This window comes from Cupriavidus sp. WGlv3 (genome assembly GCF_023952475.1).
In the GTDB taxonomy this organism is placed as follows: Bacteria; Pseudomonadota; Gammaproteobacteria; order Burkholderiales; family Burkholderiaceae; genus Cupriavidus; species Cupriavidus phytorum.
This window is the reverse complement of sequence record NZ_JALHRX010000002.1, coordinates 580,874-601,003: the sequence shown is the minus strand read 5'-3', so window position 1 is coordinate 601,003 and position 20,130 is coordinate 580,874. Positions and strand designations below refer to the sequence as shown.

General features: G+C 61.1%; 17 protein-coding genes. 9 read left to right on the top strand and 8 right to left on the bottom strand.

Going from position 1 to position 20,130, the window contains the following annotated elements:
- Positions 1–169: 169 nt before the first annotated feature.
- Complete coding sequence (locus tag MKD38_RS06125) at positions 170–709, bottom strand: DUF6471 domain-containing protein (RefSeq protein WP_252675240.1); 540 nt, start codon at positions 707–709, stop codon at positions 170–172.
- A 156-nt stretch (positions 710–865) separates the two neighbouring features.
- On the opposite strand from MKD38_RS06125, the gene MKD38_RS31105 reads away from it, so the two are divergent.
- A complete protein-coding gene (locus MKD38_RS31105; protein WP_371925636.1) occupies positions 866–1,408 on the top strand; it encodes an HAD domain-containing protein in 543 nt (180 codons plus the stop codon).
- Between the two features lie 32 nt (positions 1,409–1,440).
- Positions 1,441–1,941, top strand: coding sequence for an HAD domain-containing protein (locus MKD38_RS31100; protein ID WP_371925635.1), 501 nt, complete (start codon positions 1,441–1,443; stop codon positions 1,939–1,941).
- Between the two features lie 34 nt (positions 1,942–1,975).
- Here MKD38_RS31100 and MKD38_RS06120 read toward each other — a convergent pair whose 3' ends face one another.
- The 5 genes from MKD38_RS06120 to MKD38_RS06100 all read right to left on the bottom strand — a co-directional run bounded on the left by MKD38_RS06120 (position 1,976) and on the right by MKD38_RS06100 (position 9,517).
- Complete coding sequence (locus tag MKD38_RS06120; RefSeq protein ID WP_252675239.1) at positions 1,976–3,646, bottom strand: TnsD family Tn7-like transposition protein; 1,671 nt, start codon at positions 3,644–3,646, stop codon at positions 1,976–1,978.
- A gap of 8 nt (positions 3,647–3,654) precedes the next feature.
- The gene (locus MKD38_RS06115; protein WP_252675238.1) at positions 3,655–5,316 is read right to left on the bottom strand and encodes an ATP-binding protein; all 1,662 of its coding nucleotides are present in this window, start codon (positions 5,314–5,316) and stop codon (positions 3,655–3,657) included.
- On the bottom strand, positions 5,303–7,561 hold the full coding sequence (locus MKD38_RS06110; protein ID WP_252675237.1) for a TnsB C-terminal domain-containing protein: 2,259 nt from the start codon (positions 7,559–7,561) through the stop codon (positions 5,303–5,305). The genes MKD38_RS06115 and MKD38_RS06110 overlap by 14 nt, the downstream gene beginning before the upstream one ends.
- Positions 7,561–8,565 carry a TnsA endonuclease N-terminal domain-containing protein gene (locus tag MKD38_RS06105; protein ID WP_252675236.1) on the bottom strand — a complete coding sequence of 335 codons (1,005 nt, stop codon included), beginning with the start codon at positions 8,563–8,565 and terminating at the stop codon, positions 7,561–7,563. The genes MKD38_RS06110 and MKD38_RS06105 overlap by 1 nt, the downstream gene beginning before the upstream one ends.
- Before the next feature lie 88 nt (positions 8,566–8,653).
- Positions 8,654–9,517 carry a metallophosphoesterase gene (locus tag MKD38_RS06100; protein WP_252675235.1) on the bottom strand — a complete coding sequence of 288 codons (864 nt, stop codon included), beginning with the start codon at positions 9,515–9,517 and terminating at the stop codon, positions 8,654–8,656.
- A gap of 572 nt (positions 9,518–10,089) precedes the next feature.
- Here MKD38_RS06100 and MKD38_RS06095 point away from each other — a divergent pair.
- The 6 genes from MKD38_RS06095 (at position 10,090) to MKD38_RS06070 (ending at position 17,361) form a co-directional block, all read left to right on the top strand.
- Positions 10,090–10,746, top strand: coding sequence for a PepSY-associated TM helix domain-containing protein (locus MKD38_RS06095; RefSeq protein ID WP_252675234.1), 657 nt, complete (start codon positions 10,090–10,092; stop codon positions 10,744–10,746).
- Between the two features lie 56 nt (positions 10,747–10,802).
- A complete protein-coding gene (locus MKD38_RS06090; RefSeq protein ID WP_252675233.1) occupies positions 10,803–11,327 on the top strand; it encodes a DUF2271 domain-containing protein in 525 nt (174 codons plus the stop codon).
- An 18-nt stretch (positions 11,328–11,345) separates the two neighbouring features.
- On the top strand, positions 11,346–12,185 hold the full coding sequence (locus MKD38_RS06085; RefSeq protein ID WP_252675232.1) for a DUF4198 domain-containing protein: 840 nt from the start codon (positions 11,346–11,348) through the stop codon (positions 12,183–12,185).
- A 14-nt stretch (positions 12,186–12,199) separates the two neighbouring features.
- Complete coding sequence (locus MKD38_RS06080) at positions 12,200–13,207, top strand: FAD:protein FMN transferase (RefSeq protein WP_252675231.1); 1,008 nt, start codon at positions 12,200–12,202, stop codon at positions 13,205–13,207.
- The gene (locus MKD38_RS06075; protein WP_252675230.1) at positions 13,204–14,802 is read left to right on the top strand and encodes a sulfite reductase subunit alpha; all 1,599 of its coding nucleotides are present in this window, start codon (positions 13,204–13,206) and stop codon (positions 14,800–14,802) included. Before MKD38_RS06080 ends, MKD38_RS06075 begins: the two co-directional genes overlap by 4 nt.
- A 135-nt stretch (positions 14,803–14,937) precedes the next feature.
- Complete coding sequence (locus tag MKD38_RS06070; protein ID WP_252675229.1) at positions 14,938–17,361, top strand: penicillin acylase family protein; 2,424 nt, start codon at positions 14,938–14,940, stop codon at positions 17,359–17,361.
- A 219-nt stretch (positions 17,362–17,580) separates the two neighbouring features.
- Here the strand turns inward: MKD38_RS06070 and MKD38_RS06065 are convergent, their stop codons facing one another.
- Positions 17,581–18,258 carry a type 1 glutamine amidotransferase domain-containing protein gene (locus MKD38_RS06065; protein ID WP_252675228.1) on the bottom strand — a complete coding sequence of 226 codons (678 nt, stop codon included), beginning with the start codon at positions 18,256–18,258 and terminating at the stop codon, positions 17,581–17,583.
- 97 nt (positions 18,259–18,355) lie between these two features.
- On the opposite strand from MKD38_RS06065, the gene MKD38_RS06060 reads away from it, so the two are divergent.
- Complete coding sequence (locus MKD38_RS06060; protein ID WP_252675227.1) at positions 18,356–19,330, top strand: LysR family transcriptional regulator; 975 nt, start codon at positions 18,356–18,358, stop codon at positions 19,328–19,330.
- On the opposite strand, the gene MKD38_RS06055 is transcribed toward MKD38_RS06060, so the two are convergent.
- Positions 19,317–20,009 carry an SDR family NAD(P)-dependent oxidoreductase gene (locus tag MKD38_RS06055; RefSeq protein ID WP_252675226.1) on the bottom strand — a complete coding sequence of 231 codons (693 nt, stop codon included), beginning with the start codon at positions 20,007–20,009 and terminating at the stop codon, positions 19,317–19,319. The two genes, MKD38_RS06060 and MKD38_RS06055, sit on opposite strands and share 14 nt — an antisense overlap.
- Between the last annotated feature and the right edge of the window lie 121 nt (positions 20,010–20,130).

Below are 20,130 nucleotides of genomic sequence, written 5' to 3'. Positions count from 1 at the left end.
GTTGGGCGCAGATTTCGCTTGGCATTCCGGTCGCATCGGTATAATATGGTGCGTAAATATACGCACCAAATCAACGCAGGGCGCACGGAGCTGGCCCACGATTGCGGGGCTACGGGCGTCAAGTAGGAACAGGAACGCTGCTAACCAGCATCGAACCCTAGCAGTCGCTCTAAGGCCGGGGCGGTGGGGGTTGCTTGCTGGCGGCCGTGACGGCGTCATCGGCTGCGGCGGCAGCCAGGTCGATGTCGTCTACAAACCTTGAAAAGTCTGGAATGCTAACAACGGAGGCTAGTTGCAGCAGGAGTGTGAAAGGAAACGTGCCGGCCGAAACCTGGGCTGTCAGTGTGCCTCGCCTACGAACACTGGCGAAGGCTTTCAACCGCCTAGGTAAGTCGTCCAGGTTCAGTCGGTGAGCGGCGGTTTCATGAAGGAAGATATGGTGCGCGGCGTCCTCCCAGGTTTGCTCGGAATGAACGAACCGCCGCCATTGGGCGGGGCATTCGGCACTGACGGCCGAAAGCATTGCCAGGAAGAATGCGAAGCTGAAACTTCCTCTCCGAATCTTGCTTTCAACGCTTCTGAAGGATTCTGGGATGCCAATCGCCGACATCAGTGCGGCAAGCTCCTCAAATGAGCAGTCCTTGCGCGCCAAAACCCCGCGCGCAGTCCGGCCCGCTAGGCGGGTCCACGCAGAGTCAGTGTGAGGCACGTGAGCTTTCCGTTTGCAATAGCCGTCCCTCCGTCATTTCGCATTGCGAAAACGGATGTATGGTCGACGTGAAGAAGTAGAACTCGAACCGTCAAGGTAGCGTCGACCCTTCCCCAACGGCATGGCATCGCCATTCTAGCCACATGTAACCCAATTGTGGCGAATCGCGTCCTGCCAGCCCTCTGCCTCCGGGGGTTCGTCGTGCCGGTTACTCTCTATCTGAATCCGGATGGAGTTCTTCACCCGCGCCCTGTGACATTCGAGAGCGGACGCACGCCCCACCTGCGTAGTCCTGGCCATCGCCTATTCGAGAACGCCGAACGCTTGGAAGAACTCCTTCTTCCTTATCCCGACACACGTATCGTTCTGCATAGCTGGTGGCCATTCTTCATCGGCTATCAGCATGCTGTTCAACACCTACCGCCGGCGCTGCGAGCGCGCGTAGTCGGTTCAACCCTTCCAGGAAATCGCCTGCTGCGATTCCATTTGAAGAATTCCAGCGTGAGGAGGGAATGGCTCCGATGCGACCTGAGACGGCGTTCGCCCTCCGCCCCTATCGTCTTGGATTCGGATTGGAACCAGGTCCTTCCGGAGACTGAAGACGTAAGTCTGATTGCGACAAGCGAGGAAGGACTAACAGAGCCTCAGGTCTATGCAGCGCTCGTTCGGCTGTTGCGCACGGTGGGAATTGCGGGATGAGGTGGAGCGTGGCGTGTCGCGAGTGAAGCGCCATGAAAAACTGTGAGCGAATCCGCATATTCCTCAACATCGAGGGTGTTCTGGTGCCTTGCGGTGCAGGCCTACCGCCTATTGACGCGGAAAGCGATGAAGGACGACGCTACTGGCGCTGGTCACCGTTGTTAATTGACCTCGTGAACAGGTTCGACTCGGCTATAGTACTGAGAACGAGTTTGCTACTCCTGCTCCCGCTTGATGGTTTCACTTCCAGAATGCCGATTGAACTCGCGAGGAGAGTCGAAGGCGCCACGGAACCGATTGGGAAGCCACGAATGTCCGGCTTACTGAGGACTGCTACTCAATATGAGGTCATATCGCGCTACGTCCAAGCCAAACGATTCAAGTGTTGGTGCGTGCTCGACGACAGAGAGGAAGGATGGAGTCGCGATAATGCATGGCGCTTGATAAGGGCTAATCCGGAATTGGGCCTAAGCGATGATTCGCTTTTATCTCAATTGCGGAAAGTACTCGAAACGCTTCAATCCAAATGCTAAAAAATAAAGTCAAATTTTGACAAATAGATGAAATCTAATCTTTTTGATTTAGCATACGAACGCCATATTCAAGTGCAAGCATGGTTAGCGGAAGTCTTTCTGCATTTTCGGAAACTACCTGGGAGTTGAGTCCAGCGGACATTGCAAGAATGCCAACCGTATACGGGTATTTGGTGCTTCGTGCCTTCAGTTCCCTCTCTACGGCTAACGTTGCACGCTTACTCCACTCTAAGTCGCGCTCGGGCGTGAACGCTTTGGGTGCCCGTACTGGAGGCGCCACTCTTCGGTTAAGGGAGAGATTATAGTTAATTATCCATTTCCTATGGTATGAAAAAAGCAGCCGGTACAGTTCCGAATAATTTTGTTTGGCTTCCAATACTGAATTTTTCGCAGTCACCTTTCTCCATTGTTCCTCTAGTGCTTCAATTCGTCGTTCATCGAACGCTAGTCCCAAAAAATCCGCATTGCCACTAATAACTCGCCGTATTATTTGGCTCGTTGTCGACATTATTTCGGAAATCTGTAGGACGGTGGAGCCGGCATTGTTTAGGCGTTGCACCTCTTCGAGCCATTTGGGGCTGAAAGCTATTATGGTTGGCTCAATCGGAACAGCGTCCTTGCTATCAGAAAATTCAATTATGAAGCCGCATGAACATTTGGCCGTTATGCGTAGTCCTGTAGAAGTCCGATGAAATGCCTCCGCAATTGCTGTCGGCAAAGGTGATTTCGTGCATTCCACATTAAGGCAATGATATGGACCGTGCGAAAAATTTTCCGGTCTAGAAGGTAGTCCATCTAGTGCATCAAAGAATACCAGTAACACTGCATGATGCAGCGGGGTAATCTTATATTTGCGATTGACTAGTGCTTGTGTAAGCCAGCAATGCCTTCGTTCTGTTACTTCTGGCAGCCCGAGTGCGTGAAGAAAATTTTGCTGATAAAAGTCGAGAAACGAGGTAATGATGGCGCGTCTGTCTACGTGTAATGTGCTATTTATAATGCCGGCATCGAACGCGCGCAAAGTGTAATAGTCCTTAAACGACGACTTTGGCTTCGGTAGTAGCCCTTTCAGCATAGCATCGAGTGCCACCGAAATGGCATATGCTTGCGCCATTTGCATGGTTGTAAAGTTCTCGGTGGCAAGTGGCCCCGGCAGTAGCGAAATCTTGTTCGCATCCTCCCATGTGCGAATACTTTGGTTGTCATATGTAGCCGATGTATTCACCAGCGGGATGTTATGGTCCGGACAAATCAACAGTCCGGGGATTTGATGAACTCGATGCCAATACGTACAGCGATACGTGCCCATATCCTTTTTTAGACATAGTGGGCAAATTCGGAGGTACGCTGGGCGGGTGACGTATTCTCCCGTCGCCTTCAAATCCTTATGGACCGCGGCAGGTTCTGACCCGACGAGCTTATCGAGACATTCGTTTGCGTCAGCCAAAGAAAGAGGCCAAGTGTAAAGTGGGGCAAGGGTCAATCGGTTGGATATCTCAAGACCAGTTAGCCCCCAGGATTGAAAAGTCACCTCGCTGACATGGTTCAAATATTTAGGCAAGTCAACAACCGGCTTTCCTTGACGGCCAGTTAGCGCCTTCATCAACTCTGTTCGGCTAGTAGGGCCAACGCTAGAAAGGTATTGGCTAATAACGCTGTATAGCAACTCGCCCGGGTATGGATAGGAAAGGGCTACTCGTGTCACAGTTGCTCTCAGCGGCCTTTTTGTGTGTTTTGCGCGGAATCTTTAGCACGCTTTATTACTTTCTCGAACGTGGGCGTTGGCCTCTCGACGGTCGTCGAATGTCCTGGCGAGCGGTGCTTCAGGCATTGACGTCTTTCCTTCAGTATTCTTTCGTTAACCTTCTGAACTAAGGCGGAGGCTGCGAGACGTCCTTTCGATTCTTTCCAGATGTCGAGTAGCTCGCGTAGCGCTATTTCTTTTTCTTTTCCCGAAAAAAGTTCTTCTAGGAAGGCTTTGGCTTCACTGTAATTAGTTGAGCCTTCTGCCGCTTCTTTCGTCATCTCTTTTGGATATGCTTCTGTCGTTGTCCCTTTGCCAGTAATGGAAGAGATGGCACCTCTGAGTTTCTTGAGTTCATTAGCTATGATGTCCTCATACAGCGACATTTGTTCCACATCACCGTTTCGTATTCCATCAACAACTGGTATCAACATGCCCATCCTTTGTTCAAAGACCTCATGAAGAAGCTTCGGTGTCAGTTCCTCTATATCGTGCTCAATAGCATGAATTTGGGCGAGTTGAAACAAGCAAGTCGCGATTCCAAAAATTCCTTGGGACAAGTCATGCATGGTCACGCTCAACTGTGGAGTGGGCTTGGCAAATTTTTTTGTCCATTGGTACTTCCATAAGGCGCTGAAGAAGATATTCCACTCAGCGTTCAACCCGCAGGGAGTCCAATCATATTCACCATACTTTTCCGCCCGCCGCAACGAGTACACTGTTTCTTTCAGTAGTTGTTTTGCATTGGAGGTGCCGAGGAAAAAAACAGGTATCAGAGAGCCATTATCGGAGCTGACGTCGGAAGCATTATTGGAATTAATGTCGCGGTTATTTAATTTCACGAAAAAGTTCAAGACGGCGTGCTGAGTAACACCTCTTTGGGCCAAAGCATTTTGTATTTCGTCGAATACTATAATTCCTACGCGATGATGTTTACACAGCTCGCGAACCTTCAGTCCTAATTCATCAGTGCTAGCTCTCTTACCTACTTCTTTCATGTGTTCGGTGCCTGCTACGTTGTCGATTGCGAGAATGATGTCCCGGAGCGTCTCTTTTAATTGACCGTACGGAGAGCACTGAACATAAATCCACACTACCTGAATGACGCCATCGGGACATTCGACCTTTTGAGGGATGAACGTCAGCGCATTATGAATAGTGTGCGTTTTGCCTAGACCTGATAAACCGAGTAGACTGGCCATTGGAGCGCTAGTGGGGCCTAAGTCTCGGAAGCGAATGGGCCGGTGGTGTACTCTTTCAATGCTGCGCTTAACAAGTTTCTCGACATTGCGAGGCGTCGTTTCGGTTATATCTGGACGCGGACGACGCGGGCGATACTCGTATCCGTTGATAATGCACCTGATAAGCGCATTCAATACCTCGTAATCACGGACCAGCGTTTGGTAAAACGTTTCGAGCCTACCGACGCGGCGCATACGCATGGCCTTAGGCAGTTGCCGCTCCTTCGGGGAATACTCCGGAAGATTGCAAAGGGTCTCGCTGTGTCGCTCGACATCGAGTAATCCCTCTAGATACTCAAGGAGTTCTTCTTCTGACTTGATTACAATCGCCCTATTGGGGGTGCTGGGTAAGTCCCCAGTCGCTCGGCTGTCTCGCTTAGCTCTTGTCATAATTATGCTGCGTATTCCGTGCATCAATTTGGCGTTGAATGGCTTCGGCCTTTTGCTGACGAGACGCATCTGTTAAGGATGTATCATTAAGAGGTTGAGCCTCCAACTTCGGCTTGGGGGCAGATGGTGCGCCAAATTTTTTTCGGAGTTCGCGTTCTGCTTTGGTCGCTCGCTTTATGTGCTTCTTAATGGGGTGTCTTAAATCTGAGGCGTACAAGACTGCCTCGGTTTGTGCTGTCGCGTCATCTTGTACGGTTTGTTGAGCGAGAATTTCATCAACTCGACCTGCTTGACCCTGTGCGTGGCCTACCTCTTCATTTTCACGACCTCGAAGATATAGGTCTTCTCGTTCGCACCAGGTGATATCATCAAGCACAGGTTCTGCCAGTACGCATTTTTCGAACTTGCGACCGCCAATCGGAATGTAAAGGTCCCCTAATCGGTTGGGGTTGGCGCGGCCCAGGATGTGCCAGACTCCTTTGTTTCGAGCTCTCGCTTTCCACCCTTGTGCATGGCAGGTCGGGCTGTTGTAGAACACGTGCTCGTACTTAATGCCATGCTCGGTCACCGCGACGTTAACTTCCGGATAGACACACATACGTACTTCCTCAACAGGGCGTTTGGTTAGAACTCCCCCCAGGTTTGCGATGCCCCACTGCCAGAGGAGGTAGGGAATCGGAGGAATTCCATCACCCACCATTTTAGGCGGTGCGTCAAAATCCATTATCACGCGATTAGTATTGTGGTCTATGACTGCGAGAATGACTGCAGTGGTAAATTGTTCGAGGTCGTAGGCTGCGGTTTCGCGCCCGTCCGGTAGGCCCTTCTTCACCCAATCACGTTCTACGTGTCCTGGCATCCAAGGTCCAAAAGAGGAAGGATAGATGCCGAATCTTCTCTCGATTATCGCCTTCAAATCCGGGCGGCCACCAGGGGCGTTGTCGATTCTGACCCCTAGGACGTCTACTACATCCCTTGCAAGCCTGATGCTCAAAAGCTCACCCTTGTCACCCAAAAGGCACGCTGGCAAATGTGCAGCCGGCCATTGCCATTGCTCTATGGAAATGCCATAGCGTGCACAGTATTCGACCTTGTTCTCAACGCAGTTGATGAGCGCCATCATTGCGGCAGCCCATGATGGCGGCTCGAGCCCGACGTACATCCCGACAATGAGACGACTCCACGTGTCGATTACGAAGTATATCGTGGGACGCGCGATTACAAACCGCCGGTCTAAGCGACTCACTATGTAGACGTCTGCAATGGTGGCATCAATTTGAAACCGCTCGCCGGGTCCGTGCGCAATATCAGTGGCGCGTCCTTCAAGACCACGGAATAAGAGGTCCCACTCCTTCGGAGTGGCGCGGGTCCGTTTGCGAGTTCCGTTTGGATAGTTTTTGTATATGAAATGACGAAGTTGTCGAACGGTTGGGCGAAATTTTTTTCGCAGTTCGATGGTTCGAATTATGCCGTTTTCCGCCTTCGTGATTGTTGTGCAATATAAGGCGGTAATGTAATCGATTGCCTTTTGGTATGTGGCGTTTTTGCTTCCGAAATAGTAATCCGCTGCGATTTGAAGATGTTTTCTGGTTTGCTCGTTAGCGAGCGCGCCGAGACCTTCATCAGCCGCGAATTTGCGTGGTCCGCCCAGCCTCTCATTGTTCTTTGAATTGCGGCATTGACCCTTATTGCCACATTTATCGAGGTCAGTCTGAGTTGCAGCCTTACTCAGCCCGTTCCTCCAGTAAAGCATGAGCACGGTCCTCAGGTGAGGGCGTGACACCTTGAACCGCGACGCGAGCGCTTCGAGATTTTTCGTTCTGTTGATTCCATAAACGATTTGTGGATACTCTGGAGTTTCAAGAACGTCTTTGAGTAATTTCCATCTCCTGTCGTCGGCCACCGCCTTTCCAGGCGTTACGTGAGGCGTTATCAATCGCTGGCTTTTCGAAGCCTTCCGTTCCTTAGGCTCTGGTCCAGCGCTCGGAGGAAGATATGAGGTTCGACTTTCCGAGTAGGAATAGTCAATGACGTACTCTTTAGCCTTAATCGCTTCGGCGAGCTTTTCGCGTCGAATTAAGATGGGCCACTGGTCCGGTATGTCTATCCTTTCCAAGGCGGTGGGCAGTTCACCCGACCATCCTCGGACCACTACAGCGTAGCGCGCGCCGGTCGCTTTCTCGTGAAGGACGAGGTTCTCCGCGATGGCGACGCCCTCATCAAATGTGGATTCCATGATGGCCATTACCCTTTGATATAGCCGCAAATCCTATAAGGGTTCGAGGATGTTGGCCCCCCCGGCATTGGCGCCAGTGGGGGGGGAACTAAGAAGCGCGTCGGCTTTCCAACATATCGTTGAAGATATGTCGCCCGGGTCGCCAGTTCTCCCATCGGGAAGAATGCATTGCAGGTCTGCGACTCAAACGGCTTGATATGTAAATCAGTGATAATTTGTCTTGTCGCCAGCAAGAATTTCAACATCGCCAAGTATGTCCCCTGCTCGGTTCCAGAAATGCGGTCGCATTCCAAACACGCATCGGAAGCGGTGGCGCCCGGGTATTTTAGAAATATGGCAACAATAAGGTCAGTCTGTGCGGATGTCAGTATGAGCGTCCGGTCATATCCATGCAGACGCTCAAGATTGTCTCCATACCGTGTTCGGAGGTCGCGGTTTGTAGAGCATTCCCACGAAAGCCCGTATATGCTGCAAATTGTATGCTCGAGTTGTAGCTTTTCGATGGTACGCTTGTTTTCGAGTGCATCTGCGTCTTTGACGGCAAATGCCTTTTCCAAGGTTCTGCCATCGACGCGGAATTTGGCGACTAAGTCGGTGGTGAGGACGATAGGGACGCGGTAGATTGGGTCTTCGGGGTGTTTGATTCCGAGACGAATTGCCACTGCGATGGTTTCCAAGCGGTCCCGATGGGGGTACTGTTCCTTAATCCCGATGCAAGTGGGGTCTGCCTCAAGGTGCAAATACTTATACCATTCATTCGTGGAAAGAAAGTGCATGGTACGGTGACCGAATCTATCATCCCCGGAAGCGCGGGTGGACTTGCCGCGTGACGGCACATCAGCAATTGTGAACCATGGTTTGTAAGTTTCGCGTTCCCCTAATCCGCGTCCCTCTGTCAGAAATTTCTGTATCTTCCACTCGCTCATTGCGTACCTGTAATATTCAGGAGGCACGACAATCGGTGGTATCCCTAAAAGCGTTTCAATGATGATTTTTCGTGTACGGATGTTCATCGTGACACTCCGACTCTCAAGAAATCATTCAGCAGCTAAATCGACTCTACTCTTAAGTTGTTCACGGTTTTGGAAGCGGCTCGCATGTTCACACATTGGGAACGCTTACGTATGTCCTGCGGTCCCCGTCGATGGAGTACTGATGAAGGGAGACAGAGTGCTCTATTTCAACAACCAGACCCGGGTCGAACTGGCGATTCTCCCACTGCACCATGTCAGCCGAAGATATTTCACCGAGCATATCGGGATAGCCTCGCGGGTTCGCAATAATTCTGGTTCCTTCGAGAGCATAGTCACAACTGCCATGTACGTGACCATGAATCCATAGGGCACAACGACCTAGCATCCATTGAAGATTGGAGGCAAATGCCGGATTCAGCGGATGTCCAACCAAGTCAGCTTCCAGGCTGAGGTGGTGTGGTGCGTGGTGAGTGACTACCACGGTAAGCCCGGGGAAAGGTTCCGCTAGTACGCTGTCAAGCCAGCTTACAGATTTGATGTGCTCACGGAGGGAGTCGCGCGTCTGAAATGGGCTGTGGGCTAATCGGATGGTCCTGTAGTCAAAGATTCTTGTAGCCGACAGGCGCCTTGAACTGATGGGCTGACCATAGAGATTAAAGTCTGTCCAGAGAGTTGCACCGAGGAACCGTACCCGCTTGTACTCAAAGATGCCCCGTTCAAGCGCAATGACACTGGGGTAATTATCTTCGTCCGCATGGCAAAAGGTATCTCGCTGAGCGCGAAATTCCCTTCCGTAGTACTCATGGTTCCCTGGCACATAGACGACGGGGACGGGCCAAGTTGCGAAGAGCTCCATACCGCGACAGCCATTATGGATGTCGCCCGCTAGTACCAAGACTTCTGCATCCTCGGCTGGGGCAAGACCGATAAAGCTGGGATGCATTCGGTCAAGGAACTCCAAGTGCAGGTCTGAGGCCACTTGAATTTTCATTTGACTCTCCTTGCGGCGGCATAGGCGGACGCCGACGCGGCCCCGGAGACCAAGGAGGAGTTCGAGGTGGCTGCTTGAACGTGCATGCGCTGGAACAAGGAATTCAAGGCGATGGCTCACCTTCGGAAGTGACCACTAGTCCGTAGCAGGCGCGCAGGCGTCGGTCTGGGTACGAGGGCTGTGAGATGTGGACCTTAATTGGCTTGCTTGGCAAGCTTTTTCGGTGAGTAGTCACAGCCTGACATAGAGCCTGTCTCAGGCCAGGCGTTTGGAGGCGCCTCACAGTTAGAAGAAGCGCTCAGAGAAGTGCGTCTTCACTATAGGTCGATGGAACCGCCAATGCTAATGAAAATATGCTTTGTTGCGCACAATGCGCGTCCTCGTAACAACCTTTTGTCTAGGTAACGACTTTATTGTCTAGGGACAACAACGATCCCTTGCTGTAACAGGCTGTAAACGGTCGCCGGCATCGCCTCGTTGCGATTTTAAATGAGAACGATTATTCTTTTCGCTTGCGATTCATTTGTGATGTAGGTATCACAACATCCGCGCCTTCCCGCCCGTCCACAGTAATGACCGAAACCGAGCCGGCGTCCAGCCAGCAGCGCCGCGCCTTCTGGCTCAAGCATCTCCACCAATGGCACTGGATCAGTTCCGCGATCTGCCTGGTCGGGATGCTGCTGTTCGCGGTCACCGGCTTCACGCTGAACCACGCCGGCCAGATCGAAGCCAGGCCAGCCGTGCAGACGCGGCACGCCACGCTGCCCACGCGCGTGCTCGACAAGGTCCGGGCCGCGGCCCCGGCCGCCGGGTCGCAGTCAGGCGAGACCACGGCGCCGGTGCCCGCGGTGCTGGCCGACTGGCTGGCGCAGTCGCTGGATATCCACGCCAGCGGGCGCGAGGCGGAATGGTCCGCCGACGAAATCTACGTGGCGCTGCCGCGTCCGGGCGGCGACGCCTGGGTCAGTATCGCGCTCGACAGCGGCGAGGCGCAGTACGAGAGCACCTCGCGCGGTGCCGTCTCGTACCTGAACGACCTGCACAAGGGCCGCCACACCGGCGCGGCGTGGAGCCTGGTCCTGGACGCGTTCGCGCTGGCATGCCTGGTGTTCTGCGTGACCGGCCTGTTCCTGCTCAAGCTGCATGCAGGCGGGCGCGTGGCGACCTGGCCGCTGGTGGGCCTGGGGCTGGTGGTGCCGGTGCTGCTGGCGATCCTGTTTATCCACTGATCGGTCGCGCTCGCGCCGATCTTCTTCCTGCATCTCACTGACGAGGTTTCTCCGATATGCGCCGACTGCTCTCCGTCTCCCTGACCGGCATCGCCGCCGTGCCGCTGGCCGGCCCCGCGCTGGCCGCGGACCTGAACGTCAAGGTCGACATCCCGCGCCTGAGCGTGGCCGAGTACCACCGGCCCTATGTGGCGATGTGGGTCGAGCGCGCCGACCAGAGCCCGGTGCAGACCCTGGCGGTCTGGTACGACGGCAAGCTCAAGGACGGCGAGGGCACCAAGTGGCTCAAGGACATGCGCCAGTGGTGGCGCAAGGCCGGCCGCGACCTGCACATGCCGGCCGACGGCGTCTCCGGCGCCACGCGCGCGCCGGGCGAGCACAGCGTCAGCTTCAGCGACGGCAAGGCGCCGCTGGGCAAGCTGCCCGCGGGCAACTACCAGCTGGTGGTGGAGGCCGCGCGTGAAGTGGGCGGGCGCGAGTTGCTGCGCGTGCCGTTCACGTGGCCGCCGCAATCGGCACAGAGCGCCCGCGCCAAGGGCGAACACGAACTCGGCGGCGTCACCGTCGACCTGAAGCCTTAACCATCCCGGAGCCCGACCATGAAATCTTCCCTGATGTCCGCCGCTACTTCCCGCCTGGCAGTGCGCGCCGCCGTGCTGGCTCTGGCCGCGCTCGCGCCGCTGGCCGCGCACGCGCATCGCCAGTGGCTGCTGCCGTCGGCCACGGTGCTGTCCGGCAGCGATCCGTGGGTGACCGTCGACGCCGCGGTCTCCAACGACCTGTTCTACTTCGAGCACGTGCCGATGCGGCTCGACAATCTGCAGGTGACCGCCCCCGACGGCAGCGCGGTCAAGGCCCAGAACGCGGCCACCGGCAAGTACCGCAGCACCTTCGACCTCCACCTGACCCAGCCCGGCACGTACCGCGTGGCGGTGGTCAACAACGGCCTGTTCGCCAGCTACAAGGTCGACGGCCAGCCCAAGCGCTGGCGCGGCAGCGCCGAGAACTTCGCCAGGGAAGTCCCGGCCAACGCGCAGGACCTGCAGGTCACGCAGGCCGAGGGCCGCATCGAATCCTTCGTCACCGCCGGCAAGCCCAGCGACAAGGGCCTGCGCACCGTCGGTCGCGGCCTGGAGCTGGCGCCGATCACGCACCCGAACGACCTGGTCGCCGGCGACACCGCCAGCTTCCGCCTGCTGCTCGACGGCAAGCCCGCCAGCAACCTGAAGGTGGCGGTGGTGCCGGGCGGCATCCGCTACCGCGACCAGCTGCAGGAATTCAGCGCCATCACCGACGCCGACGGCAAGTTCAGCGTCAAGTGGCCGGCCGCGGGCATGTACTGGATGGAAGCCGAGGTCAAGGACGACAAGACCACCTTCAAGCAGGCCAGGTCGCGCCGCGCCGTCTATGCGGTGACGGTGGAAGTGCTGCCGCAATAAGCGGGTTGCCGGGTGTGAACCGCGTCCTGCTACCCATCGCGCTGAGCGCGCCGCCCGAGCCGCCGCCCGCCGGGGCGCGCCTGCAGCGCTGGGGCGGGCCCACCATGGGCACGAGCTGGTCGGTGGCGGCGCTGCTGCCGCCGGAAGCGGATGCCGACGCCATCGCCGCCGGCATCCGGGCCGTGCTCGAGCGCGTGATCGCGCAGATGAGCAACTGGGAAGCGGAATCCGACCTGAGCCGGTTCAACCGTGCGCCGGCGGGCAGCTGGCACGCCTTGCCGGCAGACTGCTTCGCGGTGCTGCAAACCGCCTTGCAGGTGGCACGCGACAGCGGCGGCGCCTATGACCCGAGCGCGGGGCCGCTGGTCGACCTGTGGGGCTTCGGCCCGGCCCCGGCGCGCCATGCGCCGCCGCCGCCAGATGACGTGCAGGCCGCGCGCGGCCGTTGCGGCTGGGCCCGCATCGATATCGATGCCGCCGGCGGGCGCGCCCGCCAGCCGGGCGGCGTGGCGCTGGACTTTTGCGCCATCGCCAAGGGCTTCGCCGTCGACGCGGTGGCGCGCTACCTGTGCGAACAGGGGCTGGACCATCACCTCACCGAGATCGGCGGCGAACTGCGCGGCCATGGCGTCAAGCCCGACGGCATGCCTTGGTGGGTCGCGCTGGAAGCACCGCCGGGGCCGGGCAGCGATGCCGCGCAGCAAACGCTGGTCGCGCTGCACGGGCTGTCGGTGGCCACCTCCGGCGACTACCGGCGCTACTTCGACAGCGATGGCCGCCGCTTTGCCCATACCATCGATCCGCGCACCGGCTATCCGGCCAGCCACGCGCTCGCCTCGGTCACGGTGATCCATCCGCAGTGCATGCTGGCCGATGCGCTGTCCACCGCGCTGACGGTGCTGGGCCCCGATGCCGGCATGGCGCACGCGCGCCGCCATGGCATTGCCGCGCGCTTCCTGGTGCGCACCGCAAACGGTTTTCTCGAACATCTTTCACCGGCCTTTGCCGCGATGCTGGCATGAGCGGCAGCACTGTGTCATCCGCCATCGCCGGCGCTGGCTGGCTGGCCGTGGCCGGCGGCGTGGCGTTGTCCGTGCTCGGGCCATCGCGCATGGCCATGGCCGCCGGCGTGGTCGCCGCGTACGCGGGGTTCTGCGGCACGGTGGTGGCGCATCATCGCCAGCGGCGCGCGCGGGTGGCGGCGCTGGCAGGCACGGACGCCGGCGCGACGCTGGTGGTCTACGCCAGCCAGACCGGGTTTGCCGAACAGCTGGCGCTGCAGACCGCCACCGCGCTGCAGGGCGCGGGCATGCCGGTGCAGCTGCTGTCGCTGGCCGAGGTTGATGGCCGGCGCCTGCAAGCGTGCCGTCAGGCGTTGTTTGTAGTCAGCACCACCGGCGAGGGCGACGCCCCCGACAGCGCGTCGGGCTTTGCCCGCCGCCTGCTGGCGGGCGCCGATGGCCTGCACCGGCTGCGCTACGGCATCCTTGCGCTTGGCGACAGCAGTTACGCGCGCTTCTGTGCCTTCGGCCATGCGCTGCAGGGCTGGCTGCAGCGCCAGCGCGCGCAGCCGCTGTTCGACCTGATCGAAGTCGACAACGGCGATGCCGGCGCGCTGCGCCACTGGCAGAACCACCTGTCGGCGCTGAGCGGCGGCGCCGAGATCGCCGACTGGGAACGTCCGCGCTATGAGCACTGGCGGCTGGCGCAGCGCCATCACCTGAACCCCGGCAGCCAGGGTGCGCCGGCCTTCCATCTGGTGCTGGCGCCCCCGGACGGCGCGGCGCCGGACTGGCAGGCCGGCGACATTGCCGAGATCGGCCCGTGCCACGCGCCGGCCGAAGTCGACCGGCTGCTGGCGCAGCTTGGCCTGGACGGCGCCACCCCGGTGCGCTGCGATGGCGCCGACACTACCCTGGCCGCGGCCATGGCCACGCGCCTGCCGCTGCCCGCACCGCACCTTGCCGCGCTGCAGGGCGTCGCGCCGCAGCAGCTGGTGGATGCGCTGGCGCCGCTGCCGCATCGCGAATATTCGATCGCCTCGCTGCCGCGCGACGGCCGGCTCGAGCTGCTGGTGCGCCAGACCCGCCACGACGATGGACGCCTCGGCCTGGCCTCCGGCTGGCTGACCGAGCACGCCCCGCCGGGCGGCCGCATCGCGCTGCGCATCCGCACCAATCGCAGTTTCCATCCGCCGGCCGATGCGCGGCCGCTGATCCTGGTCGGCAACGGCACCGGGCTGGCCGGGCTGCGGGCCCAGCTCAAGGCCCGCGCCGCGGCCGGGCGGCGGCGCAACTGGCTGCTGTTCGGCGAGCGCTCGGCGCGGCATGACGCCTTCTTTGCCGGGGAACTGGCAGGCTGGCTGGCGGACGGCACGCTGGCACGCGTGGACCACGCCTGGTCGCGCGACGGCGGCGCGCCGCGCTACGTGCAGGACGCCCTGCGCCTGCAGGCGGATGGCGTGCGGCAATGGGTGGCCGACGGCGCGGCCATCTATGTCTGCGGCAGCCTGCAGGGCATGGCCGGCGGCGTCCATGGCGCGCTGGCCGAAATCCTGGGCGAGGATGCGCTGCGCCGCCTGGCCGACGACGGCCGCTACCGGCGCGACGTCTACTAAGCATCCGGGCCGCCGGTACCGGCACGCCACGCGGCGTGCGGAGATCGGCCGCGGCACTCGCGCCGCGGCCGGCCATGCACTATCTTCGGTGTGAACTGCAAGACATCTGCAGCCATCACAACACGAGGAGACCTGATGTTACGCACCCCCCGCCGCCTGGCCGCTGCGCTGGCCCTGCTCGCCACCGTCCCGGCCGCCATGGCCGAAGCGCCCGCCCGCCAGCAGGCCTTTGCCGTACCCGGCCTGGAAAAACCCGCCAGCGTGCTGGTCGACCGCTGGGGCGTGCCGCATATCTATGCCGGCACGCTCTACGACGCCTTCTATGCGCAGGGCTTCATGGCCGCGCGCGACCGCCTGTGGCAGATCGACCTGTGGCGCAAGCGCGGGCTCGGCGAGATGGCCAGGGACTTCGGTCCGGCCTATGCCGATGGCGACCGCATGGCGCGCGCGGTGCTGTTCCGCGGCGACATGTACCGCGAATGGCTGGCCTATGGCAGCGACGCCAAGCGCGTGGCCGAGGCCTTTGTCGCGGGGGTGAACGCCTACGTCGCGCTGACCGAGCAGAAGCCAGAGCTGCTGCCGCCGGAATTCCGCAAGCTCGACTACAAGCCGGCGCGCTGGCAGGCCGAAGACATCGTGCGCATCCGCCACCACGGCCTGACCCTGAACTTCACCGGCGAGGTCGACCGCGCTCGCCTCTACTGCGAGGCCAAGACCCAGGCCGCGCGCGCCGACTGGCTGCGCCGCGAGCTCGACCCGCAGATCGAGCCGAAGCTCAACCCCGGCATCGATCCCTGCACCGTGCCGGCGGCCGAACTGCGCCGCGCCTACGAACTGGCCACCGCCGCCGCGCGCTTTCCCAAGGAAGCCTGGAGCGGCGCGCAGGCCGCCGGCATCCCGCTCGACCAGCTCTATGCCGTGGTCGATGCCAACAGCGATACCGGCCGCAGCCTGGGCTCGAACAACTGGGTCATCGGCGGCAAGCGCACCACCACCGGCCGGCCGATCCTGGCCAACGATCCGCACCGCTCGCACGGCGCGCCCAGCCTGCGCTACATCAGCCACCTGAATGCGCCGGGAATGTCGGTGATCGGCGCGGGCGAGCCGTTCCTGCCGGGCATCTCGATCGGGCACAACGGCACCATCGCCTTTGGCCTGACGCGGTTCTACATGGACCAGGAAGACCTGTACGGCTACGAGCTGAACCCGGCCAACCCGCGCGAATACAAGTACAAGGGCCGCTGGGAGCCGATCGAGACCATCACCGAAGAGATCGCGGTCAAGGGCGAGCCCGCGCCGCGCAAGATCACGCTCGACTTCACCCGCCACGGCCCGGTGCTGGTGTCCGGGTCCGGGCATGCGTGGGCGCTGCGCGCCGCGTGGCTAGACTACGGCATGGCGCCGTACTTCGGTTCGATGGACTACATGCGCGCGCGCAACTGGGACCAGTTCCGTGCCGCCATGAACCGCTGGGGCGCGCCGGGCGAGAACCAGGTCTATGCCGACACCGGCGGCAATATCGGCTGGATCCCGGGCGGGCTGACCGTCAAGCGTCCCAACTGGGACGGCCTGACGCCGGTGGCCGGCGACGGCCGCTATGAATGGGCCGGCTATCGCAACATGGATGAGCTGCCGTGGGCCTACAACCCCGCGCCGGGCTATATCGTCACCGCCAATGAAAACAACATCCCGCCCGAGCACCCGGCGGCCAGGCTGGGCGTGGGCTATGAATGGAGCGACAGCTCGCGCGCGCGCCGGCTCAAGGCCGTGGTTGGCGCCAATCCGCGCAGCTCGGTGCAGGATTCGATGGCGTGGCAGAACGACACCGTGTCGCTGCCGGCGCAGCGCGTGGTCGCACTGCTGCAGCAGGTGCGCAGCGATGACCCGCAACTGGCCCGCGGCCTGGAGTTGCTGCGTGGCTGGAACGGCAACGAGCGCGCCGACAGCGCCGCCGCGGCGCTGTTCGAGGTCTGGTTCAGCAAGCACCTGCGCCAGGCCGTGGTGCGCGCCGCACTGCCGCCCGAAGCTGCCCGCCTGGTCGGCGCCGGCGATGCCGCGCGCGTGGTGGCGGTGCTGGAGCAGCCGGGGCCGTGGATGCCACTGGAGCGCCGCAACGCGGTGATGCTCGAATCGCTGAAGGCCGCCATGGCCGAGGTCGAAGCCAAACTCGGCCCGGACCCGCGCGCCTGGCAATGGGGCAAGCTCCACACTGCCGTGTTCACGCATCCGATGGACCCGATCCTGAGCGATGCCGAACGCCTGCAGTTCAACGTCAACGCTGGCCCGATCGGCGGCTCGGCCTTCACGCCGATGAACACCAGCTACCGCAATACGGATTTCCGGCTGACCGCCGGTGCGTCGTTCCGCATGGTGCTGGACGTCGGCAACTGGGACGCCTCGCGCGTGATCAACACGCCGGGGCAGTCGGGCAATCCCGCCAGCCCGCATTACCGCGACCTGGCGCCGCTGTGGGCCAAGGGGGAGTACTTCCCGCTGGTCTATACGCGCAAGGCGGTGGAAAAGGCCAGCCGGGAGAGGGTGGAGCTGGTGCCTCAGTGATGAGAGCCTGATCGACGCATTGCACCTTTAGCCGCTTGCCACAGCCGACACCACTGGGCAAAGGCTCCCCTCTCCCGCGCGCGGGAGAGGGGTGGGGGAGAGGGCCAGAGCCTCCACGAAGTTGCGCGCGTCCGTATTGCCAGCGCCTGCCCTCTCCCCCGGCCCCTCTCCCGCAAGCGGGCGAGGGAGCAAACCGGCAGGAGTGGGAACCCGTCGGTCTTACTTCAACAACCCCAACACCGCCTCCGCCCCCGCCTCCGACGACGCCGGGTTCTGCCCCGTCACCAGCCGCCCGGCCACCGCCACGTGGCTGGCCCAGTCTTCCCCGCGGGTAAACCGCCCGCCGCTGGCCTTGAGCACATCCTCCACCAGGAACGGCACCACCTCGGTCAACTGCACCGCATCTTCTTCGCTGTTGGTAAAGCCCGTGACTTCCTTGCCCTTCACCAGCGGCTGACCATCCGCGCCCTTCACATGTCGCAGCACTCCCGGGGCATGGCACACCGCACCCACCGGCTTGCCCAGCCTATCGAACTGCTCGATCAGCGCGATCGAGCGTTTGTCTTCCGCCAGGTCCCACAGCGGACCATGGCCGCCGGGATAGAACACCGCGTCGAAGTCCTCGGCCTTCACCTGGTCCAGCGTCAGCGTGCTGGCCAGCGCCTGCTGCGCGGCACTGTCGCTGCGAAAGCGCCGCGTCGTATCGGTCTGCGCATCCGGGTCGTCGCTCTTGGGATCGATCGGCGGCTGCCCGCCCTTGGGCGAGGCCAGCGTGATGTCGGCGCCGGCGTCCCTGAAGACGTAGTAGGGCGCGGCGAATTCCTCCAGCCAGAAGCCGGTCTTCTTGCCGGTATTGCCGAGCTGGTCGTGCGAGGTCAGCACCATCAGGATGTTCATGTGGGTTCTCCGGTTTGCGTCCACGGTCGGCCGGGGCAGCCCCGGCATTGGCAACATCCTACGCAGCTGGCTATGATTCGAAAACTTCGAATCTTCGATGCCTGCCATCCAAAAAATGAATATCGCCGGCAAGGACCTGAACCTGCTCTACGTCTTCCATGTGCTGTACCAGGAAGGCAACGCCTCGCGCGCGGCGGCGCGCATGGCGCTGAGCCAGCCGGCGCTGAGCCACAAGCTCAACCGGCTGCGCGACGAACTGGGCGACCCGCTGTTCGTGCGCGCGCCACGCGGCCTGACGCCGACGCCGCGCGCGCATGCGCTGGCACCGCAGGTGCAGCGGCTGGTGGCGGACCTGGATGCGTTCTACGACGCCTGCGACGGCCGCGATTTCCTGGCACGCAGCGAGGCCGTCCACATCTACACCACCGACTACATGGAGCAGCTGCTGCTGCCGGCGCTGTTGCCGCGGCTGCGCCGCGACGCGCCCGGCGTGGTGCTGGTCACGCACAACACGCGCGGCGAGCTGCCGCGCGAGGAACTGGAGAAGGGCACCTGCGACCTGGCGATCGCCGGCTTTTACGAGAACCTGCCCGACACCTTCCACCAGCAGCGGCTGGGCAGCGAGGACTTCGTGGTGCTGGCCTCGCGCACCAATCCACGCATCGCGCACGGCCTGGACCTGGATGCGTTCCTGGCGTGCGAGCACCTGCTGACCACGCTGACCGGCGACCTCAACGGCGTGGTGGATCGCGCGCTGGCGCGGCTGGGACACCGGCGCACGGTGGTGGCGGGTTTGTCGAGCTTTCTGGCGCCGAGCCGGCTGGTGCGGGGCTCGGCGCTGTTGCTGACCTGCCTGCGCTCGGTCGCGCAGGAAGCGGTGGCGCGCGATCCGGACCTGTTGATGCTGCCGGTGCCGTTCGCGCTGCCGCGGGTCGACATGATGCAGATCTGGCACGCGCGCACCGATGCCGACCGGCTGCGGCGCTGGCTGCGCCAGCAGATCCAGGAAGCGGCCAGCGCCATCGGCGCGGCCGCACCCGCGGCGCGCCGGCCGCGCGTCAGGCGCGGTTGACCACCGGCAGCAGCGCGCCGTGCACGGCGCGCGCCGCGTCCGAGGCCAGGAACACGATCACGTCGGCCAGCGCGTCGAGGCCGACCCAGCGCGAGCTGTCTGCATCCGGCATGGCCTGGCGATTCTCGGGCGTGTCGAGGATGCTGGGCAGCACCGCGTTGACGCGAATGCCCTGGTCGCGCAGCTCGGCCGCCATCGATTCGGTCACGCGCGCCAGCGCATCCTTCGAGGCGCAGTAGGCGCCCATCTGCGCCAGCCCGCGCGCCGCCGAATTCGCGCCGACGTTGACGATGGCGCCGCCGCCCGCGGCCAGCATGTGCGGCACCACCGCACGCGCCATGTTCAGCACCGTGCCCACGTTCATGTCGAACAGGCGGTTCCAGTCGGCCGCGCTGGTCTCGTGGATGCCCGTGCCCATGGCAAAGCCGCCGGCGAGGTTGCACACCACGTCGATGCGCCCGCACGCCTGCACGGCTTCGCCGATGGCCTGCCCCAGGCTGTCCGCATCGAGCAGGTCGGCCTGCAGTGCCAGGTGGCCGCTGCCGGTCTCGGGCAACGGTGCGTCATGGCGGTCCAGCAGCACCACGCGCGCACCGGCCTGCGCGAAGGCATGCGCGACCGCGCGCCCGAGGTTGCCGCGGGCGCCGGTGACCAGTACGTTCTTGCCGTTGAAGTTCATTTGCGTGCTCCTGCGCCGTGGCGGCGCGCATTGTCGTGATTCAGGCTTCGCCCGGCCTTTCTATCCAACCATCGTGGCCGGCGGCGAAAAACGCAAGCCAGTCTACGCAACGGCACGCAAC

Bases quoted from the DNA above. Each gene is read 5' to 3' on its own strand.
- MKD38_RS06065 (WP_252675228.1), bottom strand. From the start codon at position 18,258: ATGAACATCCTGATGGTGCTGACCTCGCACGACCAGCTCGGCAATACC.
- MKD38_RS06110 (WP_252675237.1), bottom strand. From the start codon at position 7,561: ATGGCCATCATGGAATCCACATTTGATGAGGGCGTCGCCATCGCGGAG.
- MKD38_RS06070 (WP_252675229.1), top strand. From the start codon at position 14,938: ATGTTACGCACCCCCCGCCGCCTGGCCGCTGCGCTGGCCCTGCTCGCC.
- MKD38_RS06105 (WP_252675236.1), bottom strand. From the start codon at position 8,565: ATGAACATCCGTACACGAAAAATCATCATTGAAACGCTTTTAGGGATA.
- MKD38_RS31100 (WP_371925635.1), top strand. From the start codon at position 1,441: ATGAAAAACTGTGAGCGAATCCGCATATTCCTCAACATCGAGGGTGTT.
- MKD38_RS06115 (WP_252675238.1), bottom strand. From the start codon at position 5,316: ATGACAAGAGCTAAGCGAGACAGCCGAGCGACTGGGGACTTACCCAGC.
- MKD38_RS06095 (WP_252675234.1), top strand. From the start codon at position 10,090: ATGACCGAAACCGAGCCGGCGTCCAGCCAGCAGCGCCGCGCCTTCTGG.
- MKD38_RS06090 (WP_252675233.1), top strand. From the start codon at position 10,803: ATGCGCCGACTGCTCTCCGTCTCCCTGACCGGCATCGCCGCCGTGCCG.
- MKD38_RS06060 (WP_252675227.1), top strand. From the start codon at position 18,356: ATGCCTGCCATCCAAAAAATGAATATCGCCGGCAAGGACCTGAACCTG.
- MKD38_RS06085 (WP_252675232.1), top strand. From the start codon at position 11,346: ATGAAATCTTCCCTGATGTCCGCCGCTACTTCCCGCCTGGCAGTGCGC.
- MKD38_RS06055 (WP_252675226.1), bottom strand. From the start codon at position 20,009: ATGAACTTCAACGGCAAGAACGTACTGGTCACCGGCGCCCGCGGCAAC.
- MKD38_RS06100 (WP_252675235.1), bottom strand. From the start codon at position 9,517: ATGAAAATTCAAGTGGCCTCAGACCTGCACTTGGAGTTCCTTGACCGA.
- MKD38_RS06075 (WP_252675230.1), top strand. From the start codon at position 13,204: ATGAGCGGCAGCACTGTGTCATCCGCCATCGCCGGCGCTGGCTGGCTG.